This is a genomic window from Ruegeria sp. CDSC054 (assembly GCF_059610645.1).
In genome coordinates this window covers 288,971-302,235 of the sequence record NZ_JBXWOA010000004.1, presented here as the reverse complement: position 1 = coordinate 302,235, position 13,265 = coordinate 288,971, and the positions used below count along the sequence as shown (strand labels likewise).

Annotated in this window: 15 protein-coding genes; 6 read left to right on the top strand and 9 right to left on the bottom strand. The window is 58.3% G+C overall.

The window, feature by feature from the left end; genetic code table 11:
* Positions 1-139 precede the first annotated feature (139 nt).
* Complete coding sequence (locus AC2FGC_RS11335) at positions 140-1,579, top strand: aldehyde dehydrogenase family protein (RefSeq protein WP_496765483.1); 1,440 nt, start codon at positions 140-142, stop codon at positions 1,577-1,579.
* A 58-nt stretch (positions 1,580-1,637) separates the two neighbouring features.
* Here the strand turns inward: AC2FGC_RS11335 and AC2FGC_RS11330 are convergent, their stop codons facing one another.
* From AC2FGC_RS11330 to AC2FGC_RS11320, 3 genes are all read right to left on the bottom strand, one after another.
* Positions 1,638-2,072, bottom strand: coding sequence for a glyoxalase superfamily protein (locus tag AC2FGC_RS11330; RefSeq protein ID WP_496765489.1), 435 nt, complete (start codon positions 2,070-2,072; stop codon positions 1,638-1,640).
* 178 nt (positions 2,073-2,250) lie between these two features.
* Positions 2,251-3,144, bottom strand: a complete 894-nt coding sequence (locus AC2FGC_RS11325) for a cation diffusion facilitator family transporter (protein WP_496782351.1) — start codon at positions 3,142-3,144, stop codon at positions 2,251-2,253.
* 51 nt (positions 3,145-3,195) lie between these two features.
* Positions 3,196-4,047, bottom strand: a complete 852-nt coding sequence (locus AC2FGC_RS11320) for a methylated-DNA--[protein]-cysteine S-methyltransferase (RefSeq protein ID WP_496726374.1) — start codon at positions 4,045-4,047, stop codon at positions 3,196-3,198.
* Between the two features lie 118 nt (positions 4,048-4,165).
* On the opposite strand from AC2FGC_RS11320, the gene nth reads away from it, so the two are divergent.
* A complete protein-coding gene (nth, locus tag AC2FGC_RS11315) occupies positions 4,166-4,810 on the top strand; it encodes an endonuclease III (protein ID WP_113790925.1) in 645 nt (214 codons plus the stop codon).
* Entirely contained in the window at positions 4,807-5,796 is a 990-nt protein-coding gene (locus AC2FGC_RS11310; RefSeq protein ID WP_496726375.1) for an adenosine kinase, read from the top strand. Before nth ends, AC2FGC_RS11310 begins: the two co-directional genes overlap by 4 nt.
* A gap of 8 nt (positions 5,797-5,804) precedes the next feature.
* On the opposite strand, the gene AC2FGC_RS11305 is transcribed toward AC2FGC_RS11310, so the two are convergent.
* The 5 genes from AC2FGC_RS11305 to AC2FGC_RS11285 form a co-directional block, all read right to left on the bottom strand.
* A complete protein-coding gene (locus AC2FGC_RS11305) occupies positions 5,805-6,644 on the bottom strand; it encodes a DUF547 domain-containing protein (protein ID WP_496726376.1) in 840 nt (279 codons plus the stop codon).
* A complete protein-coding gene (locus AC2FGC_RS11300) occupies positions 6,641-8,014 on the bottom strand; it encodes a radical SAM protein (protein ID WP_496782349.1) in 1,374 nt (457 codons plus the stop codon). The genes AC2FGC_RS11305 and AC2FGC_RS11300 overlap by 4 nt, the downstream gene beginning before the upstream one ends.
* Before the next feature lie 72 nt (positions 8,015-8,086).
* Positions 8,087-8,797, bottom strand: coding sequence for a glutathione S-transferase family protein (locus tag AC2FGC_RS11295; RefSeq protein WP_496765501.1), 711 nt, complete (start codon positions 8,795-8,797; stop codon positions 8,087-8,089).
* A 64-nt stretch (positions 8,798-8,861) separates the two neighbouring features.
* Positions 8,862-9,401 (bottom strand): RNA polymerase sigma factor SigZ, encoded by a 540-nt coding sequence (gene sigZ / locus AC2FGC_RS11290; protein ID WP_496765503.1) that lies wholly within the window; start codon positions 9,399-9,401, stop codon positions 8,862-8,864.
* A gap of 6 nt (positions 9,402-9,407) precedes the next feature.
* On the bottom strand, positions 9,408-9,893 hold the full coding sequence (locus AC2FGC_RS11285) for an RNA pyrophosphohydrolase (RefSeq protein WP_496765505.1): 486 nt from the start codon (positions 9,891-9,893) through the stop codon (positions 9,408-9,410).
* Positions 9,894-10,031: 138 nt separating this feature from the next.
* Between AC2FGC_RS11285 and AC2FGC_RS11280 the strand changes: the two genes are divergently transcribed.
* The 3 genes from AC2FGC_RS11280 (at position 10,032) to AC2FGC_RS11270 (ending at position 12,781) form a co-directional block, all read left to right on the top strand.
* Positions 10,032-12,059, top strand: a complete 2,028-nt coding sequence (locus AC2FGC_RS11280; RefSeq protein ID WP_496726381.1) for a 2,4-dienoyl-CoA reductase FMN-binding domain-containing protein — start codon at positions 10,032-10,034, stop codon at positions 12,057-12,059.
* 96 nt (positions 12,060-12,155) lie between these two features.
* Complete coding sequence (locus AC2FGC_RS11275) at positions 12,156-12,401, top strand: hypothetical protein (RefSeq protein ID WP_496726382.1); 246 nt, start codon at positions 12,156-12,158, stop codon at positions 12,399-12,401.
* Positions 12,402-12,403: 2 nt separating this feature from the next.
* Positions 12,404-12,781, top strand: coding sequence for a hypothetical protein (locus AC2FGC_RS11270; protein ID WP_496726383.1), 378 nt, complete (start codon positions 12,404-12,406; stop codon positions 12,779-12,781).
* Positions 12,782-12,807: 26 nt separating this feature from the next.
* Here the strand turns inward: AC2FGC_RS11270 and AC2FGC_RS11265 are convergent, their stop codons facing one another.
* On the bottom strand, positions 12,808-13,248 hold the full coding sequence (locus tag AC2FGC_RS11265) for a DUF4399 domain-containing protein (RefSeq protein ID WP_496726384.1): 441 nt from the start codon (positions 13,246-13,248) through the stop codon (positions 12,808-12,810).
* Positions 13,249-13,265 lie beyond the last annotated feature (17 nt).

Below are 13,265 nucleotides of genomic sequence, written 5' to 3'. Positions count from 1 at the left end.
TTAAACCATTAGCTGCTTGAAAGGGTATTCATTTTTGAGGAAATTAATTTGATCAAATTGTGCCTTGCCACACCGATATGCCGGTGCCAGAGTGGCGCAAATTCCCGCCATCCGGGCCACAGGATCAGGAGGATACGTGATGATCGAGAAACGCAATTTCTACATTGACGGAACATGGGTCGCCCCATCTGCAGCGAATGATTTCGAGGTGATCAACCCCTCGACCGAGGAACCCTGCGCGGTGATCTCACTGGGCGCGCAAGCTGATACCGACGCCGCAGTTGCTGCCGCAAAGGCCGCCCTGCCCGGCTGGATGGCCACACCGGTCGAAGATCGCATCGCGCTGGTCGAGAAACTGATCGAGATTTACCAATCCCGGTCCGAGGATTTGGCACAGGCGATGTCGCTTGAGATGGGCGCGCCAATCGACATGGCACGCACCCAGCAATCCGGTGCGGGCATGTATCACCTTGCAAACTTTGTGCGCGCAGCCAAAGCGTTCCAATTCGACCGCCCGCTGGGCGATCACGCGCCCAATGACAGGATTATTTATGAGGCGGTCGGCGTGGCCGCCCTGATCACGCCATGGAACTGGCCGATGAACCAAGTCACACTCAAGGTTGGCGCGGCGGCGATTGCAGGCTGCACCATGGTTCTGAAACCCTCCGAACAAAGCCCGCTGAACGCGATGATCTTTGCCGAGATGATGGATGAGGCCGGCTTCCCCGCCGGTGTGTTCAATCTGGTGAACGGTGATGGCGTGGGCGTTGGTTCCCAGCTGTCGGCGCATCCGGATGTGGATATGGTCAGCTTTACCGGCTCGACCCGCGCAGGCACAGCGATCTCAAAAAGTGCTGCAGACACCTTGAAGAAGGTACATCTGGAGCTGGGCGGCAAGGGTGCAAACGTGGTCTTTGCCGATGCCGATGAAAAGGCCGTCAAACGTGGTGTTCTGCACATGATGAACAACACCGGCCAAAGCTGTAATGCGCCCAGCCGCATGCTGGTGCAGCGCCCGATCTACGATCAGGCCGTGGAAACGGCGGCTGAAGTGGCCAGCATGGTTTCCGTGGGCAGCGCGCAGGAAGAAGGCCGCCATATCGGCCCCGTCGTGAACGAGGTGCAGTGGAACAAAATCCAGGACCTGATCCAGAAGGGCATCGATGAAGGCGCCCGGCTGGTAGCAGGCGGCACCGGTCGGCCCGAGGGGCTGAACAAGGGCTATTATGTACGTCCAACCGTCTTTGCCGACGCCAATAACCAGATGAACATCGCGCGCGAAGAGATCTTTGGCCCCGTCCTGACCATGATCCCCTTCGACACCGAAGAAGAGGCGGTCGAGATTGCCAACGACACGCCATACGGCCTGACCAATTACGTTCAGACACAAGACGGCGCGCGAGCAAATCGAATGGCGCGGGTACTGCGGTCCGGCATGGTCGAAATGAATGGCCAGTCGCGCAGTGCAGGATCACCGTTTGGCGGCATGAAACAGTCCGGCAACGGGCGCGAAGGCGGCTTGTGGGGGTTGGAGGACTTCCTTGAGGTCAAAGCCGTCGGTGGCTGGGCGGCAGAGTGACGCCAGACCAGAACTTAACAAAAGGGCGCGGCGGTGGTTACCCGCCGCGCCCTTTTCTTTACGTGGGTCGCACGATCAGTTGCGGTTGGCCGTCCGAGGTATGTCGTGTGGATCGGCCATCCCAGCCAATCTCACCGGTTACGCGTTGCCGATAGGCCGAGAAGCTGTCGAATTGAACGACATCCACGGGGGTGTCAAAGTGTAAGGTAACGCGCCGATGCGACCCGTCACCCAACAGGGTCATACCACGGATCTCCGCCCTGAACGGCTGCCCCAGATAGAACCCTTCAACGCGATCACCAACACGCAAATGCATGCGATTTCCGGCCATTGCGTGCAACGTATTCCAATCGCGCACCCCATGTTGATGCGCCAGCAATTCCAGCGATTCACTATGCGAGAGCGTAACCCCCGCTCCGCGCAGCCTGTCGCGCAGTCGTTTTGCCTGCGCTTTTAGCTCCTCAAGTGGAGCAATACTGTTTGAACGTGTCATTTCTTGCCTCGTTTCCTTAAACGGGCGCCAAGTCAGGACGGAGTTCGCATTACCATCCGCGCGCCAGAAAAGGGCAACAGATGTTCATCAACCGGGTTTCACCAATGCCAAATGGCAGCGAACGGCAGGGGACCCAAACCTGAAGGAAACCTTTGGCACCGGCAAGTGTATCTGTCAATCAGGCGCTGGCACTTTTCAACTCGCTGTCCGGTTCCAGATGGATGACAAAGACTGACCCCGGAAACTTCCTGTTCAGGGCCGCCTCGATATCGTCGCAGATGTCATGCGCGGCCGCGACCGACATGGCACCGTCGACGACAAGGTGAAACTCAACGAAAATCATGTTGGCTGACCTGCGACCGCGCAGATCATGATACTCAAGCGCCGGGCCTAAATTGGCTTCGATTGTTTCGCGGACAGACGTCAATTCTCCGTCGATCAGCGAAGCATCCATCAACCCGTCGACCGAGCTACGGATGACCTTCCAACCTTCCCACAAAATGTTAACGGCCACCAGAATCGCGATAATGGGATCAAGGATCAACCAACCTGTCGCCATCGCAATCAGCAACCCGACAACAACACCGACCGAGGTCATAATGTCGGTTAATATGTGCTTTCCGCTCGCCTCCAACGCCGGTGAGGATTCTCGTCGCCCAACCCGCAACAGCAGAAACGCCCAGATACCATTCAGGCACGTCGCGCCCACATTTATGGCAATGCCCAGGAACGGTTCCCCGGCCAGATGCGGATCAGGTAATGCGAAAACAGCTTCACGAATGATCAGCAGTGCGGCCAGAACAATCAGCGTCCCTTCGGCCACGGCCGACAGGTACTCGGCTTTCTTATGCCCGAACGGGTGTTTCTTGTCTGGCGGCATGCCAGATATCCGCACCGCAAAAAATGCAAGCAGAGCGGCCGCCACATTCACCACTGATTCCAAGGCGTCCGAGAGCAGGGCGACCGAGCCCGTCACCCACCAGGCCAGCAGTTTCAGCAGCAAAACCGCCACTGAAACCGGAATGGCCCACGCCGCGAATGTCTGTGTGATCTGCCTGCTGTCCTTCTTCATAGAATCTCACTATCACAGGATGCAGCAGCGCAAAGTTTGTTTTTGACGTGACTATGCGTCGGCCTGAGCGGCCTCGAATGCCAGCATTGCGCGTTTGACCGGCAAGCCCCAGTGATAGCCACCCAGCCCACCGGATTTGCGTAGCGCCCGGTGGCACGGGATCAGCCAGCTGACCGGGTTGCGGCCAACCGCAGTACCCACGGCGCGGACGGCTTGTGGCGATCCCACACGCTGCGCGATTTCGGAATAGGTAGTGACCTGGCCTGACGGAATGTGCATCAGCGCCTCCCAAACCTTGATTTGCAGGGGCGAACCAATAAGGTACAGCGGCGTAGGTTCCAACCGGTCGCTTGCCGCACCAAAGGCACTCAGCACCCAGGGACGCAGACGCATCGGATCCTCAATGAAATCCGCTTTTGGCCAACGCGAGATCATATCCTCCATCGCGGCCTCTTCACCGGTTTCAGCACCAAAAGCCATGCCGCAAATGCCCTTGTCGGTTCCCATCACCAGTGCCGGGCCAAATGGGCATTCGAACCAGCCCCAATAGATGGTTAGCCCGATGCCCCTGCGCGCGTATTCGCCGGGGCTCATAGATTCCCATTTCAGGAACAAATCGTGCAGACGGCCACTGCCGGACAGGCCGACGTTATGCGCGGTTTCCAACGTGGTGAACCGTTCCCGCAACAATGCCTTGGCATGGCCCAGCGTCAGATATTGCTGGTAGCGTTTCGGCGATACCCCGGTCCAACGCGAGAACAGGCGCTGGAAATGCGCCGGGCTCATATCCATCTGACGGGCTAGCTCTTCCAGGCTCAGGCCCTCACCGCCCTGATCAATCAGGTCGATCGCGCGGCGCATGACGTTGTAGTGGTATCCGCTTTCTGGTGTCTGGACGTTCATGGCTATTACCTCATTGTCTTGACCAGACCATAGCGCGCAGGTTACGCCCTCGCGACCCGGAACTTGCGCATTGGCTTTGGACTTGTATCGACGCGCCCCGAACGGCATTAAGACGCGGATGGCAAAACAACTCGGATATCACCGGATCCGCGAGATCTTTACGCGCTTTCAGGAAGCCGACCCCGAACCCAAGGGCGAGCTTGAGCATGTCAACGTCTATACTCTGGTGGTCGCCGTGGCCCTGTCTGCTCAGGCCACCGATGTCGGTGTGAACAAGGCGACACGCGCCTTGTTCAAGATCGCCGACACACCGCAAAAGATGCTGGATCTGGGCGAAGAAGGTCTGATTGAACACATCAAGACCATTGGCCTGTTTCGGCAAAAGGCGAAGAACGTCATTAAACTCAGCCGTATTCTGGTCGACGATTATGGCGGCGAGGTTCCCAATTCCCGCGCAGCCCTGCAATCGCTGCCGGGTGTAGGCCGCAAGACGGCCAATGTGGTGTTGAACATGTGGTGGCGGTATCCGGCGCAGGCTGTGGACACGCATATCTTCCGTGTAGGCAATCGCACCGGCATTTGCCCCGGCAAGAATGTGGACGCCGTCGAACGCGCCATCGAAGACAATATCCCAACCGACTTTCAGCTGCATGCGCATCACTGGCTGATCCTGCATGGCCGCTATCACTGCAAGGCGCGCAAACCCATGTGCGGCACCTGCATCATCCGCGATCTCTGCGAATTTGAGGACAAGAACTTATGAAAACCTACCAACTGACCGGCATCGGAAACGCTGTTGTGGACGTGATTTCCCAAGCCGACGACAGTTTCCTGGAGCTGATGGGCATCGAAAAAGGCATCATGCAACTGATCGAGCAGGAGCGTGGCGAAGTCCTCTATGCCTCGATGGAAGGCCGGGTTCAGACGCCGGGTGGTTCGGTTGCCAACACGATCGCTGGCGCAGGTGCGCTGGGGCTGGATTCAGCGTTTATCGGACGCGTGCATGACGACGCCCTGGGCCGGTTCTATGCAGATGCGATGAACGAGGACGGCGTTGATTTCGTGAACCCTCCGGTACCGGGCGGCGAACTGCCAACGTCGCGCTCGATGATCTTTGTCTCGCCCGACGGTGAGCGGTCGATGAACACCTATCTGGGGATTTCCTCAGAGCTGTCGTCGCAAGACGTGTCAGATGCCGTCGCCGGAAACAGCCAGATCATGTTCCTTGAGGGCTATCTGTTCGACAAGGAAAAGGGAAAGGCCGCGTTTCTTGAGGCCGCGCGCGCGTGCCACAAAGGTGGCGGCAAGGCGGGTATCGCCATTTCCGACCCCTTCTGTGTGGAACGCCACCGTGTTGATTTCTTGCTGCTGATCGAAAACGAACTTGATTTCGTCATCGGCAACGAGGCCGAGATCAAATCCCTGTTCGAAACCGACGATCTGGAAGAGGCGCTGGCCAAAACCGCCGCGATCTGCCCGCTTGTTGTATGCACCCGCTCCGGCGACGGCGTGACTGTTCTAAGCGACGGGCAACGCGTCGACGTACCGGTCGCGAAAGTCGTGCCCGTGGACGCAACCGGTGCGGGCGATCAGTTTGCCGCCGGCTTCCTGTTTGGCATGGCCACAGGCCGCGATCACGAAACCTGCGCCAAGATTGGCAATATCTGCGCCCGCGAGGTCATCAGCCATATCGGCCCGCGCCCCGAGGCGAACATGCAGGAACTGCTGCGCGCCGAAGGGTTGCTGTAATCCGCTGACTAAGACCCAGCCGCCGCGTCGTTTAAAGCCCAGTCATACTGATACGCTTTGACGCGCGGCGTCTGCTGAAGAAGGGCGCGCAGCTCGGGTTTCGCTGCTGTCGCGATATAGGCCAGCACGGATTTTTCGTTTGGTCCGAAATCCTCACGGAACCAGATAAAGATCTTTGACAGGATCAATCCGCCGCGTTGGTCGAACTGCACGCCACGCGGGTCGTTGATATAGGCGTGCTCGGCGGCGGCAAAATCGTGCTCTAACGTCTCGGCCTGCCAAGCGCGGTCCATCAGATTGGGGCAACCTACAGCGGCACAGTTCAGCGCATAGTGGATGCGCGGTTCGCCAAATGTGGGCCGGATAATGCGGTGTTCGATGTCATTGAGGGTCAACTCCTGCCCGGCCACCTGCGTCAGAGGTTGATTCCACGGCCCAATCGAAAATCGTCCGTTCTTGATGTCGCGGATCGAAGCAACGGGATAGTTTTCAAGAACCACATCCACCGTCAACGCATTGTACAGGTTGATCCAATACGCCAGTTGCTGATCACGTGTCAGTCGCGCAGGGTCAACGGCTTGCAGATCGACCAGATATTCGTCCAGGCGCGCCCTGTCTGCCTGTGTCACCTGCCCATAAGTTACCCGGTTCACGCCCTGCCCGTCGGTCACTACATAGCGGTGCAGGAAAGCTGTCCAATCGCGGTGATCGACCTTTTCGCCCGGTGGGGACGCAAATCTGGTCAGGGTCTGCCCCGGCAATGCCTCGGGGGCGGGCAAGGCCAAACGCTCGACACTTGCGCATGCGGTCAAAACCGGAAGCAACAGCAGGATTAGAGGTTTTCTCATGATACGTCCTTTTGGTTCCGGCGCGTGGCCCGCAACTGCCCCTTGAGCCGTTTGAGCGGGGCCAGCCCGGGATCGCTCAGATCCGGCAGATCGGGTCCACCCGACAGGCGGGGAACGGCGGCATTCCACCAGCTTGGTCCAGACGGCCCGTCAACCCGGTCTGGCGCGGCCAGATGCATGTCACGCTGCGCGTTGTGAACGCACATGGACAGCGGCCCGTTCGCAGTGGCGACCATGAAGACGCAAGACGCACAGCGGTCTTCTTCGAGCGCATCGGCGGCCATAAAATTGTGGATAAACACTGACTGCCGACGGACGGGACCCTGCAACAACCCTCGACCCAACCGCAGCACGCAACCCAACAGATGTAGCCCGGCCCGCAGCGCCAACAGCGGGTTGCGCCTCACCATGCGCCAGACGCTGTCGCGGGTGTCGATATGGCCGTCTGCCGACTGATCGACGCGGCTTAGCGCGGCGATCACCTTCTGCGTCAGGCGTTTGGCGGACAAAAGCGAAACCGCGCGCCCGCCGGCAGTCACAACACTTGCGTAGCGATTGCATTTTGCATGGCCCACGGCGGCCGTGTCAAAATGCAGAGGCGTTTCATATCCGGCCTCAACCGCGGCCATCACGCTTTCCTGCGTGATCGCGTCGGGACGTTCGCGCAGCACTCCGCGCCCGGTATCGGCCTGCATCTGGAACGAGACAAAGGAGACCTCGGGGCAGTCTCGCATGAACCGCGCCAGCGCAGGCAATTCATCGAAGTTGCCGCCGAAAACGGTTGTGTTGAACAACAACCGCAGGCCCAGCCCACGCGTGTGCCGGATATAGGCTCGACGTACAACGTTCAGCTCAGTCTCGCTGTTAAACCCCTTGCGCTCCTGCGTCATGTCGACGTGAAAGGCCACGTCATCCAACCCCGCCGCCGCAAGCCGCGTCAGAAACGCCCGGCTGGCGCGAATGCCGTTGGTCATCAGGCACGACCGCATGCCCAGGCGGCGAATTTCGCGGCACAGTGCCTCAAGGTCTTCTACCTTGCGCAGTGTCGGATCACCCCCCGTCAGTTGAACCGAGACACCGGGGCCATAATGGCTGTGGATCGTGGCAAGACGCGCAAACAGAACCGACAGCGGTGGGTCATAGGTCATCTCGGCTCGGTCCGAGAGGTAACACAGTGTGCAATCCAGATTGCAACGTTGGGTGACCTCAAGCGCGACGCAGGCGATGGGGTAGAACCGGCCCGCCGTCTGCCCTGCGCCATATTCCCCGCACCCTTGCAGACCGCCGCGCAAAGGCGCGCGACGGTCGGTGCCGGTAAACTTGCGTCCGGCGGGTTTTACAGAAGAGAGAGTTGGGGCCGTGTCCTTCATACCCGTCAAGCTAGACAGGTCGATCAGATGCGGCCACGCCCCCTCACGCCAACGTGCGGCTTAGTGAGTGAATCACCCGCAGCACCCGCCGGATTGTTTCACCTGAGCGGTTGCAGGCGCTTCGTTCAGGTTCGCACCCCGCCCCAACCACGTCCGCTCTGCGAGATAGAAATCAGTGAACCGGGTGACAAAGTCATCAGACACGGTTTTCTCAGGAATGCCTGTTGCCAGAAGAGCCTGCTGCCACGCCTTCACCTTAGGATAGTCAGCCAGCATATCGTGCCCGCTGTGATCGGCCACGATTGCAGCCCGGTGAAGCAACGGTAACCAAGCCATATCGACATTGCCCAGCGCCTCGCCCGCAAAGAATGGGCCACCGCTAAGCTGCTTCTCGGCTTTCGCGAACGAGGCGTTCAACTTGGTCGTCCGATCCGCAAAGATCGCCTGATCCGCGCTTTGCATCGCACTGCACTGAACCAGATAATGCTTGCTGGCCTGATAGCTCCACGCGCGGTTCAGGGCGCGCTGTTCAGATGTCAGGTTGGGCTGCAGCGGGGCGGTCACTTCGTCGAGGTATTCGGCAATAGCGTCCGACTCGAACAGTGCGGTACCGCCTTCGGTCACCAGAACTGGCACCTGACCTGTCGGCGACAATTCCAGAAACCAGTCCGGCTTGTCGCTGAGGCTGATATGGTCGATCTGATAGGGCACCTGCTTGGCTTCCAACAGCGCAGTGACGCGCTGAACGAAGGGGCAGATTTTGAAACTGATGATACGGATCATTTGTCTTTCCTTTTGCTGGTTTCATCTGTCAGACGAAGCCCGCATCAAAAAGACGACGATCGGATCAACATTTTTTGCAGGTTTTCTGTTTTTCCTGAACGTCCGAGATATTACCCCGCACATCCATCGAGATATTGCAGCAATCCTCGAACGCTTTTCGCAGCTCTGCCCGGCCTTTTTGAACCCGGGATTTGAGCGTTGAATACGCCAGTCCTTGCGCCTGTGCGTAATCCTGTTGGGACACGCCATTGATGTCGATTGCCATCAGCATGTCCGCGGTTTCCTGCGGCAATCCGCGAATGAAAGGTTCGACGCACCCCTCAAGGTCCTGACGCGTTTCCGGATCATCCCGGTGATACCAAAGATCATCCGGGTGCGCCTCGGAACGGCCTGATTTTCGGTAATGGTCGATTATCGTGCGGTCGGCCGTTTGAAACAACCACGGTTGCAGTTTGGCAGGGTCTTTCAGGTTGGGCAGACCGGTAAAGACCTTGACCGAGATCTCTTGCAACAGGTCTTCCACATCTGCCGCGTTGGACACACGCGAATGCAGAAACGCCTTCAGGCGTGCGCGGTACTTGGGCCAGATGTCTTCAATGCGCATGCTGTTTTATGACAGGTGATCCGCAAAGGCGGCAACCACCTGCTGGTAAACCTCACGTTTGAACGGTACGATCTCGTCGATCAGCTTGCCTGGCTCCTGCCATTTCCATCGGGTGAATTCCGGATGCTTGGTCTGGATGTCGATCTGATCGTCGCGGCCGGTGAACCGCAGAAAGAACCATTTCTGTTCCTGCCCGCGATAACGGCCTTTCCAGATTTTCGGCACGATGTCGTGTGGCAGATCATAAGGCAGCCAGCCGTCCGTCTCAGCCACGATCTCGACCAAGTCCGAAGTTACGCCGGTTTCCTCCCACAGCTCACGCAGGGCTGCATCCCGTGGATCTTCGCCCTTGTCCACGCCGCCCTGAGGCATTTGCCATGCATCCTTGTGGCGGTCATTGCGCTGACCGACGAAAATCCTGCCCTCGGCATTCATCAGCATAAGCCCCACGCAAGGGCGATAGGGCAGTTTGGCGATCTCTTCGGGGGTCATGTGCAGCCTCGTGAATGTGCTTTGAGACGTCTGTATCAAGCCCCAAGGCGCCAGCAAAGGGTGTGACGTTAGGTTTCGCGTGACAACGTTGACGCGAAGGTCAATCTAGCGTCGACAAATCGGGAGGGAGAGTTCGCCATGACTGCGTACCCAAACATGCTGGCCCCGCTGGATCTGGGCTTTACCACTTTGAAGAACCGCGTCCTGATGGGATCGATGCATACGGGCCTTGAAGAAACCGGCGACTGGAACCGCGTGGCCGAGTTCTATGCCGACCGCGCGCGCGGAGGCGTCGCTTTGATGGTGACAGGTGGGATTGGTCCGAACTTTGAAGGCTCGGTCCTGCCGGGTGCTTCGATGATGACTAATGACAAAGAGGTCGCGAACCACTCCATCGTTACCCAGCGTGTCCATGAGGCCGGCGGCAAGATCGCGATGCAGATCCTTCACGCAGGGCGCTATGCATACGGTCCGAAATGTGTGGCCCCCAGCCCGGTAAAGTCTCCGATCTCGCCCTTCCCGCCGAATGAGCTGGATGAAGAGGGTATTGAAAAACAGATTGCCGACATCGTGAACGCCGCTGTTCTGGCCCAAAAAGCGGGTTACGATGGGGTCGAGATCATGGGCTCCGAGGGGTATTTCCTCAACCAGTTCCTGGTGACCCACACCAACAAGCGCACCGACCGCTGGGGCGGATCATATGAGAACCGCATGCGTCTGCCGATCGAGGTCGTGCGCCGCACGCGCGAGGCCGTGGGCACCGATTTCATTATCATCTACCGCCTGTCGATGATTGACCTCATCCCCAATGGCTCGACCCATGAAGAGGTCGTTGAACTGGCCCAGCGTATCGAGAAAGCCGGTGCCACGATCATCAACACCGGCATCGGCTGGCACGAAGCCCGGATTCCGACCATTGCCACCAGCGTTCCTCGTGCGGCCTTTGCCTGGGTGACAAAAAAGCTGATGGGTAAGGTGTCGATTCCGGTCATCACATCCAACCGGATCAACACACCCGAGGTCGCCGAAGAGGTCCTGTCGATGGGTTGCGCTGACATGGTGTCTCTGGCCCGTCCGATGCTCGCCGATGCGGATTTCGTCAACAAGGCAATTGCAGGTAACGCGGCACAGATTGCGCCGTGCATCGCCTGCAACCAGGCGTGTCTGGACCACACCTTTAGCGGCAAGTTGACCTCGTGCCTTGTGAACCCACGCGCCTGCCATGAAACCGAATTGGAAATCACCACAGCTGAAGCGCCAAAGACGATTGCCATTGTCGGCGCCGGCCCCGCGGGATTATCCACCGCGATGACTGCAGCGCAGCGCGGACACGACGTAACCCTGTTCGATCGCGCCTCCGAGATTGGCGGCCAATTGAACATGGCCAAGCAGGTTCCGGGCAAAGAAGAGTTCTGGGGACTGGTCGATTGGTACCGCACCATGATGACCGATCTGGGTGTGAAGGTAGAGCTGAACCGCGAAGTCAGCGCTGACGACCTGACCGGCTTTGACGAGGTGGTTATCGCTACTGGTGTCATTCCGCGCGATCCGCAAATCCCGGGTCAGGATCGGGACAACGTCATCAATTATATCGACGTGCTGCGCGAAAAGGCAGACGTGGGTAAGTCTGTCGCCGTGATCGGTGCTGGCGGCATCGGGTTTGATGTGTCTGAATTCCTGCTGGAAGACGGCCACAGCGTTACCACCGACTTGCCCGCATGGATGAAGGAATGGGGCGTCACGGACCCTGCCGAACACCGCTCGGGCCTGGCACCTGAGGGTCCGCAACCTGCGGCACCTGCACGTGATGTCACTCTGTTGCAGCGCAAGAAACAGGCGCATGGGAAAGGTCTGGGAAAAACAACCGGCTGGATTCACCGCGCAACGTTGAAGATGAAGGACGTCAACTTTGTGGGCGGCGTGAATTACGAGCGCATTGACGAAGACGGCCTGCATGTCAGTTTTGGCGAGGAACGTGCTGATCCGACCGTGATTGCGGCAGACACAATCGTTCTGTGTTCCGGTCAGGTGTCCGAGCGCAGCCTGGCGGATGCGTTGATCGAACAGGGTATCACCCCCCACGTAATCGGCGGGGCAGATGTGGCGGCAGAGCTGGACGCCAAACGGGCGATCAATCAAGGCACGCGACTGGCGGCAACGTTCTAAAGCAACACCTCAATTAAACTGAAGGAAGCCGTCTCGAAAGAGGCGGCTTTTTTTGTGCCGCTTGACTATCTTGGTATCAATATACATATGTATGAAATGAGCCAGAAAAAAGAACGCACCCAGACGGGAATTCGTATCGAAAAACGCCTGCTGAAAGTCCTCAAGGGGCTGGCAGAGTCGCTGGACATGACCCTTGGCGATCTGATCGAGGGGATTGCCCTGCATAGCTTTGAGAACAAGCCAGCGTTTTCCGAGGAAACGCTGGAGAAGATCAAACAGCTCAAAAGTGTCTACGACCTCGACTGGACAGCCAATGACAGCCACCGCTTTAAGGAGGACTGAGAATGAGCGCCGATATCACCAACGCGTTTGAAGCACACGCCATCGACAACACGACATTCGGACATGCCGAACATGTACAGGTCGCATACGATCTGCTGCGCAAGTATGATTTCATAGATGCTGCAGCGATCTACGCCAAAAGGATCCGAACACTTGCTGCTAAGGCCGGCGCCCCGGATAAGTTCAACCTGACAATCACCTACGCGTTCATGAGCCTGATCGCAGAGCGTCTTGCCAGTTCGCAAACCAGCGCTTTCGAGGCATTCATTGCGGAAAACCCCGATTTGATGGCCAAGACAGCCCTCAGCCAATGGTATCCACAAGAACGGCTGAATTCGGCGCTGGCGCGCCGCATTTTCCTATTGCCCGACGTGGCATAGTTGCCTGAGCCGTAAAGGCACGTCGGTTACTCGACCGTAATCGTAATTACCTGGGACACAATAGGCGGGGAATGTGGCACATGCCCGGCGTCGCCCAGCACCAATTGCAGCGTGTGCGCTCCTGGGGCCAATTCCGTAGTCACCTCGGTCTGCCCCCCACCAAAATGTAGATGGTTGTCGTCCGCAGGCAAACCATAAGCCAGCTCATCCACACCGTCCTCGCCTTCACCAATGGGCGGGCGGTCGATCAGCAAATGGTGATGTCCGGTGTTTTCCGCCTCGGTTCCAGCGGGGGCCACGCCCATCCCGCTTAACCCAAAGACCACGGTCACCGGCGATGAAACCGTGTCGCCGTCCGACAGGTTTACAAAATAGACCCGAGCGTCCGGGTTCGACGGCGTCTCGCCACCAGCCCATGCGAAGGTCGCGGACAGACATATGGCTGCGATGGTATAAATGGCTTTCATGATCTCCTCCGTGGTCA

Bases quoted from the DNA above. Each gene is read 5' to 3' on its own strand.
- AC2FGC_RS11335 (WP_496765483.1), top strand. From the start codon at position 140: ATGATCGAGAAACGCAATTTCTACATTGACGGAACATGGGTCGCCCCA.
- AC2FGC_RS11330 (WP_496765489.1), bottom strand. From the start codon at position 2,072: ATGACACGTTCAAACAGTATTGCTCCACTTGAGGAGCTAAAAGCGCAG.
- AC2FGC_RS11325 (WP_496782351.1), bottom strand. From the start codon at position 3,144: ATGAAGAAGGACAGCAGGCAGATCACACAGACATTCGCGGCGTGGGCC.
- AC2FGC_RS11320 (WP_496726374.1), bottom strand. From the start codon at position 4,047: ATGAACGTCCAGACACCAGAAAGCGGATACCACTACAACGTCATGCGC.
- nth (WP_113790925.1), top strand. From the start codon at position 4,166: ATGGCAAAACAACTCGGATATCACCGGATCCGCGAGATCTTTACGCGC.
- AC2FGC_RS11310 (WP_496726375.1), top strand. From the start codon at position 4,807: ATGAAAACCTACCAACTGACCGGCATCGGAAACGCTGTTGTGGACGTG.
- AC2FGC_RS11305 (WP_496726376.1), bottom strand. From the start codon at position 6,644: ATGAGAAAACCTCTAATCCTGCTGTTGCTTCCGGTTTTGACCGCATGC.
- AC2FGC_RS11300 (WP_496782349.1), bottom strand. From the start codon at position 8,014: ATGAAGGACACGGCCCCAACTCTCTCTTCTGTAAAACCCGCCGGACGC.
- AC2FGC_RS11295 (WP_496765501.1), bottom strand. From the start codon at position 8,797: ATGATCCGTATCATCAGTTTCAAAATCTGCCCCTTCGTTCAGCGCGTC.
- sigZ (WP_496765503.1), bottom strand. From the start codon at position 9,401: ATGCGCATTGAAGACATCTGGCCCAAGTACCGCGCACGCCTGAAGGCG.
- AC2FGC_RS11285 (WP_496765505.1), bottom strand. From the start codon at position 9,893: ATGACCCCCGAAGAGATCGCCAAACTGCCCTATCGCCCTTGCGTGGGG.
- AC2FGC_RS11280 (WP_496726381.1), top strand. From the start codon at position 10,032: ATGACTGCGTACCCAAACATGCTGGCCCCGCTGGATCTGGGCTTTACC.
- AC2FGC_RS11275 (WP_496726382.1), top strand. From the start codon at position 12,156: ATGAGCCAGAAAAAAGAACGCACCCAGACGGGAATTCGTATCGAAAAA.
- AC2FGC_RS11270 (WP_496726383.1), top strand. From the start codon at position 12,404: ATGAGCGCCGATATCACCAACGCGTTTGAAGCACACGCCATCGACAAC.
- AC2FGC_RS11265 (WP_496726384.1), bottom strand. From the start codon at position 13,248: ATGAAAGCCATTTATACCATCGCAGCCATATGTCTGTCCGCGACCTTC.